Source organism: Pseudomonas sp. Seg1 (genome assembly GCF_018326005.1).
GTDB lineage: Bacteria > Pseudomonadota > Gammaproteobacteria > Pseudomonadales > Pseudomonadaceae > Aquipseudomonas.
In genome coordinates this window covers 2,003,357-2,023,800 of the sequence record NZ_AP021903.1, presented here as the reverse complement: position 1 = coordinate 2,023,800, position 20,444 = coordinate 2,003,357, and the positions used below count along the sequence as shown (strand labels likewise).

General features: G+C 59.9%; 19 protein-coding genes. 16 read left to right on the top strand and 3 right to left on the bottom strand.

The features are described 5' to 3' along the window. Positions 1–51: 51 nt before the first annotated feature. The 3 genes from KI231_RS09045 to KI231_RS09035 all read left to right on the top strand — a co-directional run bounded on the left by KI231_RS09045 (position 52) and on the right by KI231_RS09035 (position 3,518). Positions 52–1,410 carry a nucleobase:cation symporter-2 family protein gene (locus KI231_RS09045; RefSeq protein ID WP_213028025.1) on the top strand — a complete coding sequence of 453 codons (1,359 nt, stop codon included), beginning with the start codon at positions 52–54 and terminating at the stop codon, positions 1,408–1,410. Between the two features lie 163 nt (positions 1,411–1,573). After that, a complete protein-coding gene (locus tag KI231_RS09040; protein WP_213028024.1) occupies positions 1,574–2,359 on the top strand; it encodes an outer membrane protein OmpK in 786 nt (261 codons plus the stop codon). Positions 2,360–2,732: 373 nt separating this feature from the next. Beyond that, positions 2,733–3,518, top strand: coding sequence for an outer membrane protein OmpK (locus tag KI231_RS09035; protein WP_064118621.1), 786 nt, complete (start codon positions 2,733–2,735; stop codon positions 3,516–3,518). 138 nt (positions 3,519–3,656) lie between these two features. Here the strand turns inward: KI231_RS09035 and KI231_RS09030 are convergent, their stop codons facing one another. Both KI231_RS09030 and KI231_RS09025 read right to left on the bottom strand, forming a co-directional pair. Beyond that, the gene (locus tag KI231_RS09030) at positions 3,657–4,829 is read right to left on the bottom strand and encodes a patatin-like phospholipase family protein (RefSeq protein ID WP_103303780.1); all 1,173 of its coding nucleotides are present in this window, start codon (positions 4,827–4,829) and stop codon (positions 3,657–3,659) included. A 35-nt stretch (positions 4,830–4,864) separates the two neighbouring features. Beyond that, entirely contained in the window at positions 4,865–5,797 is a 933-nt protein-coding gene (locus KI231_RS09025; protein ID WP_103303779.1) for a lipid A biosynthesis lauroyl acyltransferase, read from the bottom strand. A gap of 117 nt (positions 5,798–5,914) precedes the next feature. Between KI231_RS09025 and minC the strand changes: the two genes are divergently transcribed. From minC to KI231_RS08985, 8 genes are all read left to right on the top strand, one after another. Beyond that, positions 5,915–6,652 (top strand): septum site-determining protein MinC, encoded by a 738-nt coding sequence (minC, locus tag KI231_RS09020; protein ID WP_026000431.1) that lies wholly within the window; start codon positions 5,915–5,917, stop codon positions 6,650–6,652. A 169-nt stretch (positions 6,653–6,821) separates the two neighbouring features. Next, a complete protein-coding gene (gene minD, locus KI231_RS09015) occupies positions 6,822–7,634 on the top strand; it encodes a septum site-determining protein MinD (protein ID WP_007913953.1) in 813 nt (270 codons plus the stop codon). Continuing rightward, positions 7,634–7,888 carry a cell division topological specificity factor MinE gene (gene minE / locus KI231_RS09010; RefSeq protein WP_003223146.1) on the top strand — a complete coding sequence of 85 codons (255 nt, stop codon included), beginning with the start codon at positions 7,634–7,636 and terminating at the stop codon, positions 7,886–7,888. Before minD ends, minE begins: the two co-directional genes overlap by 1 nt. Before the next feature lie 91 nt (positions 7,889–7,979). After that, positions 7,980–8,615 (top strand): RluA family pseudouridine synthase, encoded by a 636-nt coding sequence (locus KI231_RS09005; RefSeq protein ID WP_007960625.1) that lies wholly within the window; start codon positions 7,980–7,982, stop codon positions 8,613–8,615. 177 nt (positions 8,616–8,792) lie between these two features. Continuing rightward, positions 8,793–10,082, top strand: a complete 1,290-nt coding sequence (locus tag KI231_RS09000; protein ID WP_007919200.1) for a M18 family aminopeptidase — start codon at positions 8,793–8,795, stop codon at positions 10,080–10,082. 237 nt (positions 10,083–10,319) lie between these two features. Then, positions 10,320–10,496, top strand: coding sequence for a hypothetical protein (locus KI231_RS08995; RefSeq protein WP_177431475.1), 177 nt, complete (start codon positions 10,320–10,322; stop codon positions 10,494–10,496). A 77-nt stretch (positions 10,497–10,573) separates the two neighbouring features. Then, positions 10,574–12,727, top strand: coding sequence for a mechanosensitive ion channel family protein (locus KI231_RS08990; protein WP_213028023.1), 2,154 nt, complete (start codon positions 10,574–10,576; stop codon positions 12,725–12,727). Between the two features lie 66 nt (positions 12,728–12,793). Continuing rightward, complete coding sequence (locus KI231_RS08985) at positions 12,794–14,128, top strand: amidohydrolase (RefSeq protein WP_213028022.1); 1,335 nt, start codon at positions 12,794–12,796, stop codon at positions 14,126–14,128. A gap of 479 nt (positions 14,129–14,607) precedes the next feature. Here KI231_RS08985 and KI231_RS08980 read toward each other — a convergent pair whose 3' ends face one another. Next, positions 14,608–15,321 carry a UTRA domain-containing protein gene (locus KI231_RS08980; RefSeq protein WP_103307243.1) on the bottom strand — a complete coding sequence of 238 codons (714 nt, stop codon included), beginning with the start codon at positions 15,319–15,321 and terminating at the stop codon, positions 14,608–14,610. 351 nt (positions 15,322–15,672) lie between these two features. On the opposite strand from KI231_RS08980, the gene KI231_RS08975 reads away from it, so the two are divergent. The 5 genes from KI231_RS08975 to KI231_RS08955 all read left to right on the top strand — a co-directional run bounded on the left by KI231_RS08975 (position 15,673) and on the right by KI231_RS08955 (position 20,343). Further along, positions 15,673–16,740 carry an ABC transporter substrate-binding protein gene (locus KI231_RS08975; protein WP_103307244.1) on the top strand — a complete coding sequence of 356 codons (1,068 nt, stop codon included), beginning with the start codon at positions 15,673–15,675 and terminating at the stop codon, positions 16,738–16,740. Between the two features lie 181 nt (positions 16,741–16,921). Beyond that, entirely contained in the window at positions 16,922–17,728 is an 807-nt protein-coding gene (locus tag KI231_RS08970; RefSeq protein ID WP_213028021.1) for an alkaline phosphatase family protein, read from the top strand. 5 nt (positions 17,729–17,733) lie between these two features. Then, on the top strand, positions 17,734–18,570 hold the full coding sequence (locus KI231_RS08965) for an ABC transporter permease (RefSeq protein WP_177431477.1): 837 nt from the start codon (positions 17,734–17,736) through the stop codon (positions 18,568–18,570). Next, the gene (locus KI231_RS08960) at positions 18,557–19,357 is read left to right on the top strand and encodes an ABC transporter permease (protein ID WP_213028020.1); all 801 of its coding nucleotides are present in this window, start codon (positions 18,557–18,559) and stop codon (positions 19,355–19,357) included. The genes KI231_RS08965 and KI231_RS08960 overlap by 14 nt, the downstream gene beginning before the upstream one ends. Beyond that, the gene (locus tag KI231_RS08955; protein WP_213028019.1) at positions 19,354–20,343 is read left to right on the top strand and encodes an ABC transporter ATP-binding protein; all 990 of its coding nucleotides are present in this window, start codon (positions 19,354–19,356) and stop codon (positions 20,341–20,343) included. Before KI231_RS08960 ends, KI231_RS08955 begins: the two co-directional genes overlap by 4 nt. The last annotated feature ends 101 nt before the right edge of the window (positions 20,344–20,444 follow it).

Below are 20,444 nucleotides of genomic sequence, written 5' to 3'. Positions count from 1 at the left end.
GCAACCCGGCAGCTGTTCAATCACAAGAATAAAAAAGATCCGAGGTGTTGCATGTCCGAGCTGTCCAAAGCGCGCATCCCCGACGCACCCGCCATTCAGCGATTGCCCCTTTTGCAACTGATCCTGGTCGGTTTGCAACATGTTCTGCTGATGTACGGTGGTGCCATCGCGGTGCCGCTGATCATTGGACAGGCCGCTGGCCTGAGTCGTGAAGAAATCGCCTTCTTGATCAACGCCGACCTGCTGGTCGCCGGTATCGCCACCATCGTGCAGTCCTTGGGCATCGGCCCGATGGGCATTCGCATGCCGGTGATGATGGGCGCCAGTTTTGCCGCCGTCGGCAGCATGGTCGCCATGGCCGGCATGCCCGGTATCGGCCTGCAAGGCATCTTCGGCGCCACCATTGCTGCCGGTTTCTTCGGCATGATCATCGCGCCGTTCATGTCCAAGGTCGTACGTTTCTTCCCGCCGCTGGTGACCGGCACAGTCATCACCTCGATCGGCTTGTCGCTATTCCCCGTAGCCGTGAATTGGGCTGGTGGCGGTGCCGCCGCTGCGCAATTCGGCTCACCGATTTATCTGGCCATCGCCGCTCTGGTGTTGGGCACCATTCTGTTGATCCACCGCTTCATGCGCGGTTTCTGGGTAAACATTTCCGTCCTGATCGGCATGTGCTTTGGCTACCTGCTGTGCGGCGCGATCGGCATGGTCGACCTGAGCGGCATGGCCAACGCGCCATGGGTGCAATTCGTCACCCCACTGCATTTCGGCATGCCGAAATTCGAACTCGCGCCGATCCTGTCGATGTGCCTGGTGGTGGTGATCATCTTCGTCGAGTCCACCGGGATGTTTCTCGCGCTGGGCAAGATCACCGGCCAGGAAGTCTGCCCACGCATGCTGCGTCGCGGCTTGTTGTGCGATGCCGGCGCTTCATTCGTGGCCGGTTTCTTCAATACATTCACCCACTCCTCTTTCGCGCAGAACATCGGCCTGGTGCAGATGACCGGCGTGCGTTGCCGTTCGGTGACCATCGTCGCCGGTGGCTTGCTGATCGTCCTCAGCCTGCTGCCGAAAGCGGCCTTCCTGGTGGCGTCGATTCCACCGGCGGTATTGGGCGGTGCGGCGATTGCGATGTTCGGCATGGTTGCCGCGACCGGCATCAAGATTCTGCAAGAAGCCGACATCGGTGACCGTCGCAACCAGTTGCTGGTGGCGGTGAGCATCGGCATGGGCCTGATCCCTGTGGTGCGTCCGGAGTTCTTCGCCCACCTGCCGTTGTGGATGAGCCCGATCACCCACAGCGGCATCGCCATGGCCACGCTGAGTGCGCTGACGCTGAACCTGCTGTTCAACATTCTCGGCGGCGCCGAGCGCGCGGCGATCAACGACTGCCACGCGCATCAGCATTAACAGCAACACCGATTTAACCCTGTAGGAGTGAGCCTGCTCGCGATTGCGTCATCAACACCGACATCAATGTTGACTGATTCACCGCTATCGCGAGCAGGCTCACTCCTACAAAGGCACGCAACAGCTCTGCGCCTCAAACAATAAAAACAAGAGGGAGCAACAGATGATTCGCACGCAAACCAACCTGCTGTTGAGCGGTGGCCTGCTGGCCGCATCCCAAGCCATGGCCGGCGATTTATTGCTGTGGCAGACCAACAGCCTGAGCTATCTGTACGGCAAGAATTTCGCGATCAATCCGTCGATCCAGCAGACGGTGACGTTCGAGCACGCCGACAAATGGAAGTACGGCGACAACTTCCTGTTCGTCGACAAGATCTTCTACAACGGCCAGGAAGACCGCAACAAGGGCCCGCACACCTTCTACGGCGAATTCACCCCGCGTTTCTCGTTCGGCAAGATCTTCGACCAGAAGCTCGAATTCGGCCCGATCAAGGACGTGCTGCTGGCGATGACCTACGAGTACGGCGAAGGTGAGAGCGAGGCCTATCTGATCGGCCCCGGGTTCGACCTCAAGGTGCCGGGCTTCAACTACGTCACCCTGAACATCTTCCGCCGCCAGACCGAAGGCCCGCGCCCCGGCGACGGTGTCTGGCAGATCACCCCGGGCTGGTCCTACAGCATCCCCGTCGGCAATTCCGACCTGCTGATCGATGGTTATCTGGACTGGGTGGTCGACAACGACGAGAACTCGCGCGGCACCTACCACGCCAACCTGCACATCAATCCGCAGATCAAATACGACCTGGGCAAAGCGCTGGGCTGGAGTCAGAAGCAGCTGTATGTCGGCACCGAATACAGTTATTGGAAAAATAAATACGGGGTCGAAAGCAGCCACAACCTCGACACCAATCAGAACACCGCCAGCCTGCTGGTGAAGGTGCACTTTTAAGATGACCCGCAACCGTGCCCCATACCTGTCGTCGGTGCTCTGTTGCGGGGCACTTGAGAGCTGGCCAAGGAGTCAGTATTCTCCGCGGCCTCATGAATTCGGTCTAAAAAAAAGCCCGGATTTAATTCCTGACCGACGGGCCAACTTATCCCGGCCCCGGTCAGTACCGAGGCATCCCGAAAACACGCTCTGTCGACTGTTTTTCAGCAGCCGACCGGGCGTTTTTTTGCTTTTCGAAAGCCTTGGCCCAGCTCTTGCTAACAGCATGAAAGCTGACCAATCGGATGACTTTTGCAGCAACGAAAAAAGGCGCCACACCAGAGCGCCGATCTTAAAAAAATAAACGTGGAACACCTACTTTGGGAGCAACCGAATGAAACGTATGTGCACCAGCCTGATGCTCGCGGGATCGATGCTGGCCGGCGGCCAGGCCATGGCCGATGGCCTGCTGCAATGGCAGAACAACAGCCTGACCTACCTCTACGGCAAAGACTTCAAGGTCAACCCTGCGATTCAGCAGACCGTCACCTTCGAGCACGCCGACGCCTGGAAGTATGGGGACAACTTCCTGTTCGTCGACAAGATCTTCTACAACGGTGACAAGGACTTCAACAACGGCCCGAACACCTACTACGGCGAGTTCAGCCCGCGCATCTCGCTGGGCAAGGTGCTCGACCAGAAGATCGAATTCGGCCCGATCAAAGACGTCCTGCTGGCGATGACATACGAGTTCGGCGAGGGTGACACCGAGTCCTACCTGATCGGTCCTGGCTTCGACCTGGCCATCCCGGGCTTCGACTACTTCCAGCTGAACTTCTACCAGCGCCACACCGAAGGCTCGCGTCCGGGTGACAACGTCTGGCAGATCACTCCAGTGTGGTCCTACACCATTCCGGTCGGCGACTCGAACGTGCTGATCGACGGCTACATGGACTGGGTCGTCGACAACGACGTCAACAACCGTGGCGAATACCACGCTAACCTGCACTTCAACCCACAGGTCAAATACGACTTGGGCAAGGCGCTGAATTTCGGCGAGAAGCAGCTGTACGTCGGTGTTGAGTACGACTACTGGAAAGACAAGTACGGGATCGACGACACCCGTGCCTTCACCACCAATCAGAACGTGACCAGCTTCCTGGTGAAGTTCCACTTCTGATGCGGGTGTAAGTGGCGTCTGCGAGGACGCCATCGCTGGCAAGCCAGCTCCCACAAGTTCTTTGGTGTAGACAAAATCTGTTTACGACGCAAAGCCCTGTGGGAGCTGGCTTGCCAGCGATTTGCCGCACCACAAATCTCAGGCGGGAGCCACCGCCTCGGATATCCCCAAAAACCGGCAAAGCTCCTCACGCTTGGCCAACGCATCCCGTCGCCCCAGATCGATCAACTCGCTGCAATACCCCGCCTCGAACAGCAGATAACTCAACACCCCCGCCCCGCTCGTCTTGGTCGCTCCCGGCCCGCGCAAGAACAAGCGCAACGCCGCCGGCAATTCCTGACGATGCCGTGCCGCGATTTCATCAATCGGCTGACTCGGTGAAATCACCAGCACCTCCACCGGCGCCACACCCAATTCGCGAGTCGGCGTGCCGGCGGGCATCAGGTGGCTGAACTGGTTGAGCCGCTGCAGCAACTCGATGTCGCTTTCCAGGCTATCGATGAACGTGCTGTTGAGCATGTGTCCGCCAATCTGCGCCAGCGTCGGCTGTTGCCCGGTGTAGGTGCGCTCCAGCGGCTGCTGCGGATCAAACCCGCGCGGGTTGCCGCTGACACCGACCACCAGCACGCGACTGGCGCCCAGATGCAGGGCTGGACTGATCGGCGCCGATTGCCGCACTGCGCCGTCGCCAAAATATTCCTCGCCGATTTTCACCGGAGCGAACAACAACGGAATCGCCGAACTGGCCAGCAGATGCTCCACCGACAATTGCGTCGGCACGCCGATGCGCCGATGCCGCAGCCAGGAATCAATCTTGCCGCCGCCCTGATAGAACGTCACCGCCTGCCCCGACTCATAGCCGAACGCAGTCACCGCCACCGCGTGCAATTGCTTGCGTGCGATGGATTCGGCGATGCCGGGCATGTGCAGTTTTTCATTGAGCAGATCGCGCAGCGGCGAACTGTTGAGCAGCGCCACCGGCAGATGTCGGCCCATGCCGAGCAAACTGTGGCTGACAAAACGACTGGCTTGGCGGATCACTCCCGGCCAGTCACTGCGCAATACGCGATGGCTGCGAAAGCCCTGCCAGAACAGCGTGAGGCGTTCGATGGCGGCGCGAAAATCCGTGGCGCCGCTGGCCAGGCTCACGGCGTTGATCGCCCCGGCCGAGGTGCCGACGATCACCGGAAACGGATTGTCGGCGCCCAATGGCAACAACTCGGCAATCGCCGCCAACACCCCCACCTGATACGCCGCCCGAGCCCCGCCGCCGGAAAGAATCAAACCTGTAACCGGTTCAGCTGGGCTCATCGCAACACTCCATGGTGCTTAAAGGGATGGGTGAATCAACCGCGTTTGGCGTACAGCTTCGGCTCGCCCGGTGGACGGCTCTTGAAGCGGCGATGCGCCCACAGGTATTGCTCGGGGCAGGCTCGCAAAGCGCTTTCGACCCACTGATTGATGCGGATGCAATCGGCCTCTTCGGTCTCGCCGGGGAAGTCCTCCAGCGGCGCATGAATCGTCAGGCGATAACCGCTGCCGTCCGCCAGACGCTCCTGAGTGAATGGCACCACCAGCGCTTTGCCCAACCGGGCGAATTTGGTGGTCGCGGTCACGGTCGCTGCCTGAATGCCGAACAGCGGCACGAAAATGCTTTGCTTGGCGCCGTAGTCCTGATCCGGCGCATACCAGATCGCCCGACCGGAGCGCAGCAATTTGAGCATGCCACGCACATCGTCGCGCTCCACCGCCAGCGAATCGAGGTTGTGCCGCTCGCGGCCCTGACGCTGGATGAAATCGAACAGTGGGTTCTTGTGTTCGCGGTACATGCCATCGATGGTGTGCTGCTGACCGAGCAATGCCGCGCCGATTTCCAGCGTGGTGAAATGCGCCGCCATGAGGATCACGCCTTTGCCTTCGCGCCGGGCTTTTTGCAAATGCTCCAGACCTTCGACGTGGGCCAGTTTGGCCAGGCGCTCGCGGGACCACCACCAGCTCATCGCCATCTCGAAAAACGCGATGCCGGTGGAGGCAAAATTTTCCTTGAGCAGGCGTTTGCGCTCGGCGGCGGATTTTTCCGGGAAGCACAGTTCAAGGTTGCGCTTGGCGATGCGCCGCCGGTCGCCGGCCACGCGATACATCAGCGCGCCCAAAACTCGACCGATGGTCAGCAATGCCGGATACGGCAACTGCACGATCAGCCATAAAAGCCCCAGACCGCACCAGAGCGGCCAGAAGCGTGGAGCAAGAAATGCTCTTCGAAAACGCGGGCGATCCATTAAAGCTTCCGTAAATACAGTGGCCGCGCATTCTACATCGTTCGACCCGGCTTGCGGCTCGCGGGCGTTCTCGTTATAAGTCTCGGCACTTTTAGTGACAAGCCGTTGTATGCCGACATGAGCCAAACCGAACCGTTAGACCAAGATCCCGTATTCCAGCTCAAGGGCAGCATGCTGGCCATTACTGTGCTGGAACTGGCCCGTAACGACCTCGAAAGCCTCGATCGGCAATTGGCCGCCAAAGTCGCCCAGGCGCCGAACTTCTTCAGCAACGCGCCGCTGGTTCTGGCGCTGGACAAACTGCCGCCGAGCGAAGGCGCGGTCGATCTGCCGGGCCTGATGCGCGTGTGCCGCCAACATGGCCTGCGCACCCTGGCGATTCGCGCCAGCCGCATCGAAGACATCGCCGCCGCCATCGCCATCGACATTCCGGTGTTGCCGCCGTCCGGCGCCCGTGAACGGCCGCTGGAAACCCCGGAAGCCGAAGTCAAAAAGAAACCGGAAAAACCGCCGGAGCCGACCGTAAAACCGACCCGCGTCATCACCACGCCAGTACGTGGTGGCCAACAGATATATGCCCAGGGTGGCGATCTGGTCGTGGTTTCCTCGGTCAGTCCGGGGGCGGAACTTCTTGCCGATGGCAACATCCATGTATACGGCCCGATGCGCGGTCGTGCGCTGGCCGGGGTCAAGGGTGACACCAAGGCGCGGATTTTCTGTCAGCAATTGAGCGCTGAACTGATCTCTATCGCAGGCCACTACAAGGTTTCCGAAGACTTGCGTCGCGATCCGATGTGGGGCTCGGGCGTACAGGTCAGCCTGTCGGGCGACGTGTTGAACATCATTCGGCTTTAACGGATACTGCCGCATTTTCCAAGCATCTCTAAAACGTAGCGAAAACGGCTCAAACGAAGTAGGAAAAAGGCCTAAAGCCAAATTCCAGCCAAGGCTGTCCGACTGCAGTAGTTTTCAAGAGATGTTTTTCAGGGGCTGAACAGTCCTTCTTCCTTAGGGGTGAAACACCTTGGCCAAGATTCTCGTGGTTACATCCGGCAAGGGTGGTGTGGGTAAGACCACCACCAGCGCCGCTATCGGTACCGGCCTCGCTCTGCGCGGCCACAAAACAGTGATCGTCGACTTCGACGTGGGCTTGCGTAACCTTGACCTGATCATGGGTTGCGAGCGCCGCGTGGTGTATGACTTCGTCAACGTGGTCAACGGCGAAGCCAACCTGCAACAGGCGCTGATCAAAGACAAGCGTCTGGAAAACCTCTACGTACTGGCCGCCAGTCAGACCCGCGACAAAGACGCGCTGACTGTCGAAGGCGTGGAAAAGGTTCTGATGGAGCTCAAGGAACAATTCGAGTTCGTGGTCTGCGACTCCCCGGCCGGCATCGAAAAAGGTGCGCACCTGGCCATGTACTTCGCTGACGAAGCGATCGTCGTGACCAACCCGGAAGTGTCCTCGGTACGCGACTCGGACCGCATGCTCGGCCTGCTGGCCAGCAAGTCGCGTCGCGCCGAACGTGGCGAAGACCCGATCAAGGAACACCTGCTGATCACCCGCTACCACCCGGAGCGTGTTGAAAAGGGCGAGATGCTTGGCGTTGAAGACGTCAAGGAAATCCTCTCGGTAACCCTGCTCGGCGTGATCCCGGAATCCCAGGCGGTGCTCAAGGCATCCAACCAGGGCGTACCGGTGATTCTCGACGACCAGAGCGATGCCGGTCAGGCTTACAGCGATACCGTCGACCGTTTGCTGGGCAAAGAAAAAGCCCACCGTTTCCTCGATGTCGAGAAGAAGGGATTCTTCGAGCGCCTGTTTGGAGGTAGGTAATGAACCTTTTTGACTTCTTTCGTGCCAACAAAAAGCCAAGTACCGCCTCGGTAGCGAAAGAGCGTCTACAGATCATCGTGGCGCATGAGCGCGGCCAGCGCAGCACGCCGGATTACCTGCCAGCCTTGCAGAAGGAACTGGTCGACGTGATCCGCAAGTACGTCAACATCGGCAACGACGACGTACATGTTGCACTGGAAAGCCAGGGCAGTTGCTCGATTCTGGAACTCAACATCACCCTGCCAGATCGCTGAGTCGATCCGGCAGGAACGACGGCGGCTCAGGGCCATTCCCATACCGGAATGGCCCTGAGCCGCCGTTGGCATTTGTTACGAGGCTGTTTTAATGCCGTTGTCCAACATCCGCATCATCCATCAGGACGCCGCCGTACTGGTGGTCGACAAACCGACCCTGCTGCTTTCGGTGCCCGGTCGCGCCGACGACAACAAGGATTGCCTGATAACCCGCTTGCAGGAAAACGGCTACCCGGAAGCGCGCATCGTCCATCGTCTGGACTGGGAAACCTCCGGCATCATTCTGCTGGCCCGTGACGCCGACACCCATCGCGAACTGTCGCGTCAGTTTCATGACCGCGAAACCGAAAAGGCCTACACCGCGTTGGCCTGGGGTCAGCCGGAGCTGGACAGCGGCAGCATCGATTTGCCGCTGCGCTACGACCCGCCGACCAAGCCACGTCACGTGGTGGATCATGAATTCGGCAAACATGCTCTGACCTTCTGGCGCGTGCTGGAACGTTGCGGCGACTGGTGCCGCGTCGAGCTGACGCCGATCACCGGCCGCTCGCACCAGTTGCGTGTACACATGCTGTCGATCGGGCATCCGTTGCTTGGCGATGGCCTCTACGCACACGAACAAGCCCTCGCTGCCTGGCCGCGCCTGTGCCTGCACGCGAGCATGCTCAGCTTCACCCATCCGCAAACCGGTGAACGCCTGCGCTTCGAGTGCCCCGCCCCCTTCTGACGGCTTGCGCAGAAACCCTGTAGGAGTGAGCCTGCTCGCGATAGCGGTGTGTCAGACCAGAATTATTTGAATGACACACCGCTATCGCGAGCAGGCTCACTCCTACAGGGATCCGGTGCAGATTCAATTCCCCGGCCGATGCGTTAAACTCCCGCCCATTGCTGTCTGGAGTTTCTTATGCGCGAAGAGTTGAACCAAGGCCTGATCGACTTTCTCAAGGCCTCCCCTACCCCGTTCCACGCCACTGCCAGCCTTGTTCAACGTCTGGAGGCCGCCGGTTTCGTGCGCCTCGACGAGCGCGAGCCATGGACCACCGAGCCTAACGGCCGCTATTACGTCACCCGTAACGACTCCTCGATCGTCGCGATCAAAATGGGCCGCACTTCGCCACTGCACGGCGGTATCCGCCTGGTGGGCGCGCACACCGACAGCCCGTGCCTGCGGGTCAAGCCGCAACCGGAGCTGCAGCGTCAGGGCTTCTGGCAACTGGGCGTCGAAGTCTACGGCGGTGCGCTGTTGGCCCCGTGGTTCGACCGCGATCTTTCGCTGGCCGGCCGCGTGACCTTCCGCCGCGACGGCAAGGTCGAAAGCCAGTTGATCGACTTCAAGGCGCCGATCGCGATCATTCCGAACCTGGCCATTCACCTCAACCGTGAAGCCAATCAAGGCTGGGCAATCAACGCGCAGACCGAACTGCCGCCGATTCTCGCGCAATTTGCCGGTGACGAGCGCGTCGACTTCCGCGCCGTACTCACCGATCAACTGGCCCGCGAACATGGCTTGAACGCCGACGTCGTGCTCGATTACGAGCTGAGTTTCTACGACACGCAAAGTGCTGCAGTGATTGGCCTGAACGGCGACTTCATCGCTGGCGCGCGTCTCGACAACCTGTTGTCGTGCTACGCCGGCCTGCAAGCCTTACTCACTGCCGAGACCGACGAAACCTGCGTGCTGGTGTGCAACGATCACGAAGAAGTCGGCTCCTGCTCGGCCTGCGGTGCCGACGGCCCGATGCTCGAACAGACCCTGCGCCGCCTGCTGCCGGAAGGTGACGAGTTCGTCCGCACCATCCAGAAATCCCTGCTGGTTTCGGCCGACAACGCCCACGGCGTACACCCGAACTATGCCGAGAAGCACGACGCCAACCACGGCCCGAAACTCAATGCCGGTCCGGTGATCAAGGTCAACAGCAACCAGCGCTACGCCACCAACAGCGAAACTGCCGGTTTCTTCCGTCATCTGTGCATGGCCGAAGAAGTGCCGGTGCAAAGCTTCGTGGTGCGCAGTGACATGGGCTGCGGCTCGACCATCGGCCCGATCACCGCCAGCCATCTGGGTGTGCGCACCGTCGATATCGGTCTGCCGACCTTCGCCATGCACTCGATTCGGGAGTTGTGCGGCAGCCATGACCTGGCGCACCTGGTGAAAGTGCTGAGCGCGTTCTACGCCTGCCGCGAATTGCCGTAAGCAGTATTTGTGGCGAGGGAGCTTGCTCCCGCCGGGTTGCGAAGCGGCCCCAAAACCTGAGCACGCGTAGAGTCAGCATGATCGTGTGCTCAGAATTTACGACGGCTGCGCCGCCGAGCGGGAGCAAGCTCCTTCGCCACAAGATCGAACAAACACCGGCTCATTGCTGACACACATCACCACCCGCGTCAGAAACCGACCTAGACTTGAATCATCCCTCCCGACAAGGCAGTCACCATGATCTCGATGTCCTCCTTCCACGCCATGCTCATTCCGATCCTGTGCGGAATGATCCTGCTGGCCATCGGCTTCAACTTCCGCGACAAGAACGCCGGGGTGTTCGCCATGTGGATCGGCATGCTGATGATCCTCGCCACCGTGGTCTACAAGATCCTCGCCAAACTCAACGAATAAATCCGCGCCCGGCTCGCATTGAATCAGGCGGGCTCGTACACTCCAGCGAATCCGCCCCTTGCGAGGTTGACCGCCTAGTGTTTGCTCGTCTGTTTGCTCTACCCTGCCTGTTCCTCATCTGCCTGATGACGCTGCTGCCCGTGGCGCCTGCCCACGCGGTCGGTCTGCCGGGCCTGCTCAACACCACCAAGACGCAGCCCGAAGCCCAGGAACCGCTGGGGCAATCCCTCGATGAAGTCATCAAGTCGCTGGAAAACGACAAGCAACGTGCGCAGTTGCTGACCGATCTGAAAAAGCTGCGCGACGCCACGAAAAAGGCTCAGGCCTCACCGGAAGAAGGCGTTCTCGGCCTGATCGGCGGCACGCTGGCCAGTTTCGAAAAACAATTCTCCGGCGCCGACAGCCCGCTCAATCGCTGGTCCAACGAGTTCGATCTGGCCAAGGATGAGCTGAAAGCCATGCTGCTCCCGGCCAGTGAATGGCTGCCGATCATCTTCGGCTTCGCGGTGATTCTGATGGTCTGGAGCCTGCTCGCCGCCGCGCTGATCTGGCTCGGCCACCGGGTGCGCATGCGCTTTGGTCTCACCGAAGAACTGCCGCAACACCCCAAGGCTCTGGATATGCTGCGCTTCGCGTTGCGCAAACTCGGGCCGTGGCTGATCGCCTTGGTGATGACCGTTTACATGAGCTACGCCTTGCCCTCGTCACTGGGCAAAAGCCTGGCGATGGTGCTGGCCTATGCGCTGGTGGTCGGCACCTGTTTCTCGGCGATCTGCGTGATCGCATTCTCCCTGCTCGACGGCCCGCACCGCCATCGCGCGCTCTATATCCTGCGCCATCAGGCGTTCCGGCCATTGTGGCTGATCGGCAGTTTTGCTGCGTTTGGTGAAGCGCTGAACGACCCGCGTCTGATCGAGAGCCTCGGCGTGCACTTGGCACACACGGCGGCGACTGTCGCCAATGTCCTCGCCGCGCTGTCAACCGGGCTGTTCATCCTGCGTTTCCGCCGGCCGATCGCGCACCTGATCCGCAATCAGCCGCTATCCCGGCGCCTGACCCGCCGCGCCCTCAGCGACACCATCGAAATCCTCGGGACCTTCTGGTACGTGCCGGCACTGGTACTGGTCGGCATTTCGCTGTTCGCCACGTTTGTTTCCGCTGGCGACACCAGCACCGCGCTGCGCCAGTCGCTGATCTGCACCGTGCTGCTGGTGTTGTGCATGGTCATCAATGGATTGGTACGCCGGCATTCGCTCAAACCGCAACGCGGAGCGAAACGCCACGCGCTCTACTCCGAGCGCCTGAAAAGTTTCTTTTACACACTCGCGCATTTGCTGGTCTGGCTGGTGTTCATCGAACTCGGCCTGCGGGTGTGGGGCCAGTCGCTGATCGGTTTTGCCGAAGGCGAAGGGCATGACGTCAGCGTCAAACTGTTCAGCCTGATCGGCACACTGATCTTCTCCTGGCTGATCTGGATTCTCGCCGACACCGCTGTGCATCACGCCCTCACCCGCTCACGCAAAGGCCTGGCCAACGCACGCGCGCAGACGATGATGCCGCTGATCCGCAACGTGCTGTTCGTGGCGATTTTCATCATTGCGCTGATCGTCGCCCTGGCGAACATGGGCATGAACGTCACGCCACTGCTGGCCGGTGCCGGTGTCATCGGTCTGGCCATCGGTTTCGGCGCGCAGTCACTGGTCGCGGACTTGATCACCGGCCTGTTCATCATCATCGAAGACTCGCTGGCCATCGATGATTACGTCGACGTCGGCGGCCACCTCGGCACCGTCGAAGGCCTGACCATCCGTACCGTGCGCCTGCGCGACATCGACGGCATCGTCCACACGATTCCATTCAGCGAAATCAAAAGCATCAAGAACTACTCGCGGGAATTCGGCTACGCGATCTTCCGCGTGGCCGTGCCGTACAACATGGAAATCGACGACGCGATCAAACTGATGCGCGAAGTCGGCCAGAAGATGCGCACCGATCCACTGCAACGGCGCAACATCTGGTCGCCGCTGGAGATTCAGGGTGTCGAGAGTTTCGAGTCCGGCAGCGCGATTCTGCGTGCTCGATTCAAGACTGCGCCGATCAAACAATGGGAAGTTTCCCGGGCCTTCAACCTGTCGCTCAAGCGGCATCTGGACGAGGCAGGGCTGGATCTGGCGACGCCGAGAATGAGTGTGCAGGTGATCACTGCCGGTGGTGGCCAGCCGAAGGAATAGCACTTAGGCACGACGTTCGGGTCACAGGCAGGGAAGCCAGAAAAACAATAACCATGGAGAAACCCGATGCAGCTGACACGCATTGCCCAAGCCCTTCTGCTCACTCTGATCGCCAGTAACGCCGTCGCGGCGACAATGGACAGCAGCCGCGAACAGATCGCCGCGCAAGCCAAACAGCTTGAACCCGAACTGCTGGAAACCCGCCGCGACATCCACGCCCACCCGGAACTCGGCAACAGCGAAAAACGCACGTCGGAACTGGTCGCCAAACAACTGAAAGCCATGGGCCTGGAAGTCAAAACCGGCGTCGCCCGCACCGGCGTGGTCGCCATCCTCAAGGGCGCCCTTCCTGGCCCGACCGTGGCCCTGCGCGCCGACATGGACGCCCTGCCGGTCAAGGAAGTTTCCGACCTGCCGTTCGCCTCGAAAGCCAAAGGCACCTACCTCGACAAAGAAGTCGACGTCATGCACGCCTGCGGCCACGACGCCCACACCGCCATCCTGCTCAGCACGGCAAAAATTCTCACCGGCCTGCGCGACACCCTGCCCGGCACCGTGGTGTTCTACTTCCAACCGGCGGAAGAAGGTCCGAGCGACTTCATTCCCGACGGCAAAAACAGTTGGGGCGCGAAAATGATGGTCGAAGAAGGCGTAATGAAGTCACCCAAACCCGACGCTGTCTTCGGCCTGCACGTCTGGGCCGGCATCCCCGCCGGCCAGATCGCCTATCGCCCCGGCGCCACCCTCGCCAGCTCCGACGACCTGCGCATCAAAATCCTCGGCAAACAAACCCACGCCGGCCGTCCCTGGGACGGCATCGACCCGATCACCGTCGGCGCCCAAACCATCGTCGGCCTGCAAACCGTGGTCAGCCGTCGTACCGACATCTCGTCTTACCCCTCAGTGGTCAGCATCGGCACCATCAACGGCGGCACCCGCTACAACATCATTCCCGAATCCGTCGACATGACCGGGACCATCCGCTCTTACGACTACGGCATTCGCCAGAAACTGCATGCGGACGTGCGCCAGACCGTCGAGAAAATCGCCGAGAGCGGTGGCGCGAAAGCTGACGTCACCATCATCGAAAAATACGACCCCACGATTAACAACCCGGCACTGACCGAAAAAATGCTGCCGACGTTGAAGTGGGCAGCCAAGGATGATGTGGTGAATGCACCGCTGGTGGGGGGCGCGGAAGACTTTTCGTTCTATGCCAAGGAAGTGCCGGGTTTGTTTGTGTTTCTGGGCGTGACGCCACGGGATCAGGACATGAGCAAGGCAGCACCGAATCATAATCCGGGGTTCTTTGTGGATGAGTCGGCGTTGGTGGTGGGCGTGAGGACATTGGCGTCGCTGGCGACGGATTTTTTGTATGCCAATGCGGGGGGTGGCAAGTAGAGAGGGGGTGACTGTGGGGGCGCTTTCGCGAGCAGGCTCGCTCCCACAATGGACCGAGCTCAATCAGCCAGAGACTGGTCGGCTGTCAGGCCGCCATCGCTGGCAAGCCAGCTCCCACAAGGAAATGAGTACACCCGAAACGCGGCGCATGCCGCCCCACTCAACACAATGAGCGTTAGCTCGAGTACCGCTTTTGATCTAGAGCGCCCATCGGCAGGCTGAGCGGAGGGATTGATCCGGGGGTGGGAGCGCAGCGACCGCTTGGCGAAGCCAAGCACATCGAGAGGAGGTGCAGCGCAGCAAACCGGAGGCGATGCCCCCCGGATCAATCCCGCAGCGAAGGAACCCGAGCCACAGCGAGGGCCGAACGTCAGGGCACAGACCTTTGGTTACTTTGGGGCGTTTGCCAAAGTGACCCGCCGTAAGGGCGGAACCCTAATCAGCAACACCCGAAGCAACGGATATGCCCCCAAAAACGATCAAACCACATCAACCCCGACGTGAATCGCATCATGCCGCCAAAACTCCAGATCACAATCAATCAACCGCTCATGCTGATCATAATTGACCCGAGCAATCCGCAACCCCGGACTCCCCACCGACACCCGTAAAGCCGCCGCCGCATCCACCGACAACGACGTAGGCACAATCTCAAAGCGCACCCGCCCGTAGTGCAAATCGTAATGCCGCGCATACAACTCGGTAATCGACTGATTCAAATCAAAATCCAGAATCCCCGGAAAAAACTGCGGATTCAGATAATGCTCCACATAAAGCACCAGCCGCCCATCAATCCGCCGCGACCGACAAATCTGAATCACACTCGACAGCGCCGGCAACTGCAGCCAGGCACAGACCGCCGCCGACGCCGGTTGCAGTCGAGCCGAAATCACCTCGGTCGACGGCACCCGCCCCTGCGCACTGACCATCGCGTGAAAGTGACTGCGCTGCATCAAGTTATAAGCCAGACGCGGCGGCGAAACGAACCAGCCCCGCCGCTCCTCACGATAAATCTGCCCTTGCGCCTCCAGTTGCAACAACGCCTCGCGCACAGTAATCCGCGTCGTGCCGAACAACTCACTGAGCTTGCGCTCGGCCGGCAACTTACTGCCAGGCGCCAATAGCCCGTGGTCAAGTTGCTCCTGCAACACCTGGCCAATCGCTGTCACCGCTTTTGTTGCCTCATCGCGCATCAACGTTACCTATCTGGACTAGACCAGCACTGTTTCGGGGCAAAACCGCACGGCGATCTCACCGCTTTCGTGTGTTGCAAGCCTAGGCAGTGCAGATGACCAAGAGATGACAAACCTGCTGAACGGTCGGCTAAACGACTTGCAATACATCGGCCAAGTCCCTTGCTCTCCGGGGCTTTGAGCATGGTCTACGCTTAGCGGGCAGCCGTCGAAACCGGGCAAATAAAAGGCTTGTCCGGCGACCACCGACATCAAAGTGTCATCCAGCCCCCTTAAATTGGCTCAGGTATTGCTGACCTAGACCAACACAAACCGCAATCGCAGCGTTGAACACGACCAAGGAGCTTCGGAATGAAACAGCTTTTCCTGGCAACACTGTTAGGCTCGACCATTGCAATGTGCACCTCCGCCATGGCGGCAGGCACCGATCTGAAAACCCTCGAAGCCGCTGCGAAAGCGGAAGGCGCCGTCAACAGTGTCGGCATGCCCGATGACTGGGCCAACTGGAAAGGCACCTGGGAAGACCTGGCCAAGACCTACGGCCTGAAACACATCGACACCGACATGAGCTCGGCTCAGGAAATCGCCAAGTTCGCTGCCGAAAAAGACAACGCCAGCGCCGACATCGGCGACGTCGGTGCAGCCTTCGGCCCGATCGCGGTCAAGCAAGGCGTGGTGCAGCCGTACAAGCCAAGCACCTGGGATCAAGTCCCGGACTGGGCCAAGGACAAGGACGGCAACTGGGCGCTGGCCTACACCGGTACCATCGCCTTCATCGTCAACAAAAAACTTCTGCACGGTTCCGAGGTACCGACCAAATGGGCTGACCTCAAGGGCGGCAAATACAAGGTCTCCATTGGTGACGTGAGCACCGCCGCACAAGCCGCCAACGGTGTACTCGCCGCTGCACTGGCCAACGGTGGCGACGAGAAAAACATCCAGCCTGCGCTGCTGCTGTTCGCCGACATCGCCAAGCAAGGTCGCCTGTCGATGGCCAACCCGACCATCGCCACCATGGAAAAAGGCGAGATCGAAGTCGGTGTGGTCTGGGACTTCAATGGCCTGAGCTACAAGGCAAAGATGGCCAACCCGGATGACTACGTGGTGCTGATTCCGTCCGACGGCTCGGTGATTTCCGGCTACACCACGATCATCAACAAATACGCGAAAAACCCTAACGCCGCCAAGCTGACCCGCGAATACATCTTCAGCGACGCCGGCCAGACCAACCTCGCCCGCGGCAATGCGCGCCCAATCCGCGCCGAGCACCTGCAACTGCCGGAAGACGTGAAAGCCAAGCTGCTGCCGAACGAGCAGTACAAAAAGGTCACGCCGATCAAAGACGCCGATGCGTGGGAAAAAACTTCCAAGGCCCTGCCGCAGAAGTGGAACGAAGAAGTCATCGTAGAGATGAAGTAACGCGGCTGATCACCACTTTGTGATCTGAAACAAATCCCCATGTAGGAGTGAGCCTGCTCGCGATAGCGGTCGAACATTCAACAACAGTGTTGACTGATCCACTGCTATCGCGAGCAGGCTCACTCCTACAGGGGGTCCAGGTTGAATCTGCAATTTATTGTTTCGCGGAGTTTTTGCCCCTATGAAGCACAACGTCATCCTTGTCGTGCTCGACGGCCTCAACTATGAAGTCGCGCGTCACGCCATGGGGCATCTGCAGGCTTACGTTGGCGCAGGACGCGCCGCGCTCTACCAGTTGGAGTGCGAGTTGCCGGCCCTGTCCCGACCGCTTTACGAATGCATCCTCACCGGCGTGCCGCCGATTGACAGCGGCATCGTCCACAACAACGTCTCGCGCCTGTCCAACCAGCGCAGCATCTATCACTACGCGCGCGAGGCCGGGCTGAAAACCGCCGCTGCCGCCTATCACTGGGTCAGCGAGTTGTACAACCGCTCGCCATTCGTGGCCGCCCGCGACCGTCACACCGACGATCCGACGCTGCCGATCCAGCACGGCCATTTCTACTGGCAGGATCACTACCCGGATTCGCACCTGTTCGCCGACGCGGAACACCTGCGCCTGCGCCACGCGCCGGACTTCCTGCTGATCCACCCGATGAACATCGACGACGCCGGCCACAAGCACGGCCTCGACACCGCGCAATACCGCAACAGCGCGCGTTTCGCCGACATTTATCTCGCCGACTATGTGCAGGGCTGGCTCGACGCCGGTTATCAGGTGCTGGTGACTGCCGACCACGGCATGAACAACGACCGCTCGCACAACGGCCTGCTTCCCGAAGAACGTCAGGTGCCGTTGTTCGTCCTCGGTGACGCCTTCAGCCTCGACGCAAACGCCACACCGAAACAGACGGAAATTTGCGGCACGGTCTGCGAACTGCTCGGCGTACCCCACGACAAACCTGTGTGCCGGGAGTTGCTCAAGTGAATGCCATGACTCGCGGCAAATGGCTGGCGGCCCTGTGTCTGGTGCCCTTCGCCCTGTTCTTTATCGTCTTCGAAATCGCTCCGCTGATCTGGGTGATGATCAACAGCCTGCAATCGGAGGAATTCGGTTGGGGACTGGAAAACTTCACCAGGATCTTTAGCTCGAAGTTCTATCTGCAAGCGATCCAGTACAGCCTCGAGATCAGTTTCTGGTCGAGTGTATTCGGCATCATCATCGCCGTACTCGGTGCGTATTCGCTGCGCCGGGTCGACTCCAAACTGCGCAATTTCGTCAATGCCTTCGCCAACATGACCAGCAACTTTGCCGGCGTGCCTCTGGCCTTCGCGTTCATCATCCTGCTCGGTTTCAACGGCAGCTTCACCATCATGCTCAAGCAGGCCGGGATCATTCAGGACTTCAACCTGTACTCGAAAACCGGCCTGATCATTCTCTACACCTACTTCCAGATTCCGCTCGGCGTGCTGCTGCTCTACCCCGCCTTCGATGCCTTACGGGAAGACTGGCGCGAGTCCGCAGCGCTGCTCGGCGCCAATGGCTGGCAGTTCTGGCGACACATCGGCCTGCCGGTGTTGACCCCGGCGCTGCTCGGCACGTTCGTGATCCTACTGGCCAACGCCCTCGGCGCCTACGCCACGGTGTACGCACTGACCACCGGCAACTTCAACGTGCTGCCAATCCGTATTGCGGCGATGGTCTCCGGGGATATTTCCCTCGATCCGAATCTGGCCAGTGCGCTGGCTGTGGTACTGGTGGCGCTGATGACCATCGTGACGGTTGTGCATCAACTGCTGCTGAAGAGGAGCTACCATGTCTCGCGCTGAATCCGGCCCGGCCGGTGTCTACCACCGCGTCGTGGTCTACCTGCTGTTCGCCATCCTCCTGTTGCCACTGGCCGGCACGCTGGTCTATTCGATCGCCAGCAGTTGGTCGGCGACCATCCTGCCCAGCGGCTTCACCTTCAAGTGGTACATCCAGTTGTGGAGCGACCCGCGCTTTCTCCACGCCTTTGGCCAATCGCTGCTCGTTTGCGTCGGCGCGCTGGTGCTGTCGGTGGTGCTGATCCTGCCGCTGCTGTTCGTGGTGCATTACCACTTCCCGAAACTCGATGCGCTGATGAACATCCTGATCCTGCTGCCCTTCGCGGTGCCACCAGTGGTGTCGTCGGTGGGCCTGTTGCAACTGTACGGTTCCGGGCCGATGGCGATGGTCGGTACGCCATGGATTCTGATCGGTTGCTACTTCACCGTGGCGCTACCGTTCATGTATCGGGCGATCACCAACAACCTGCAAGCGATCAACCTGCGCGACCTGATGGACGCCGCGCAACTGCTCGGCGCCACCACCTTTCAAGCGGCGTTTCTGGTGGTGCTGCCGAATTTACGTAAAGGCCTGATGGTCGCGCTGCTGCTGTCGTTCTCGTTCCTGTTCGGTGAGTTCGTCTTCGCCAACATCCTCGTCGGCACCCGCTACGAAACCCTGCAGGTTTATCTGAACAACATGCGCAACAGCAGTGGCCACTTCACCAGTGCGCTGGTCATCTCGTATTTCTTATTCGTGCTGGTCCTGACCTGGATCGCCAACATCTTGAACAAGGACAAAAGCGAATGAGCTATGTCAGCGTCCAACACCTGCAGAAAAACTACGCGGGCACCACGGTGTTCAGCGACATCAACTGCGAAATCAACAAGGGCGAATTCGTCACCCTGCTCGGCCCGTCCGGCTGTGGCAAATCCACCCTGCTGCGCTGCATCGCCGGCCTGACGCCGGTGGATGGCGGCAAGATCCTGCTCGACGGTGTCGACATCGTGCCGTTGAGTCCGCAGAAACGCGGTATCGGCATGGTGTTCCAGAGCTATGCACTGTTCCCCAACATGACCGTCGAACAGAACGTTGCCTTCGGCCTGCGCATGCAAAAGGTCAACGCCGACGACAGCCAAAAGCGCGTTGCCGAAGTGTTGAAACTGGTTGAACTGAACGACTTCGCCAGCCGCTATCCGCATCAGTTGTCCGGTGGCCAGTGCCAGCGTGTCGCCCTCGCCCGCTCGCTGGTCACCCGCCCGCGCCTGTTGTTGCTGGATGAACCGCTGTCGGCACTTGATGCGCGGATTCGTAAACACCTGCGAGAACAAATCCGTCAGATCCAGCGCGAACTCGGCCTTACGACAATCTTCGTCACCCACGACCAGGAAGAAGCGCTGACCATGTCTGATCGGATTTTCCTGATGAATCAGGGAAAAATCGTACAGAGCGGCGACGCTGAAACCCTGTACACCGCTCCGGTCGATGTATTCGCTGCCGGCTTCATCGGCAACTACAACCTGCTCGACGCCGATGACGCGTCGAAGCTATTGCAACGGCCGATCAACCACCGCATCGCCATTCGCCCGGAAGCTATCGAACTGAGCCTCAACGGCGAACTCGACGCGCAGATTCGCAGCCACAGCCTGCTCGGTAACGTCATCCGCTACCGGATTGAGGCGCGTGGCGTGGAACTGGTGGTGGATGTGCTTAACCGCTCGGCCGCCGATCTGCATCCCGACGGTCAGCGCCTGGCACTTTCCATCGATCCGACTGCCCTGTGTGAGGTAGCTTAAAAGCAGCTGCAAGCTTCGAGCTACAAGCTTCAAGTTGTAGACTGCGGCGCAGCTGATTCCAATTCTTGCAGCTCGAAGCTTGTAGCTCGCAGCTGTTCTCG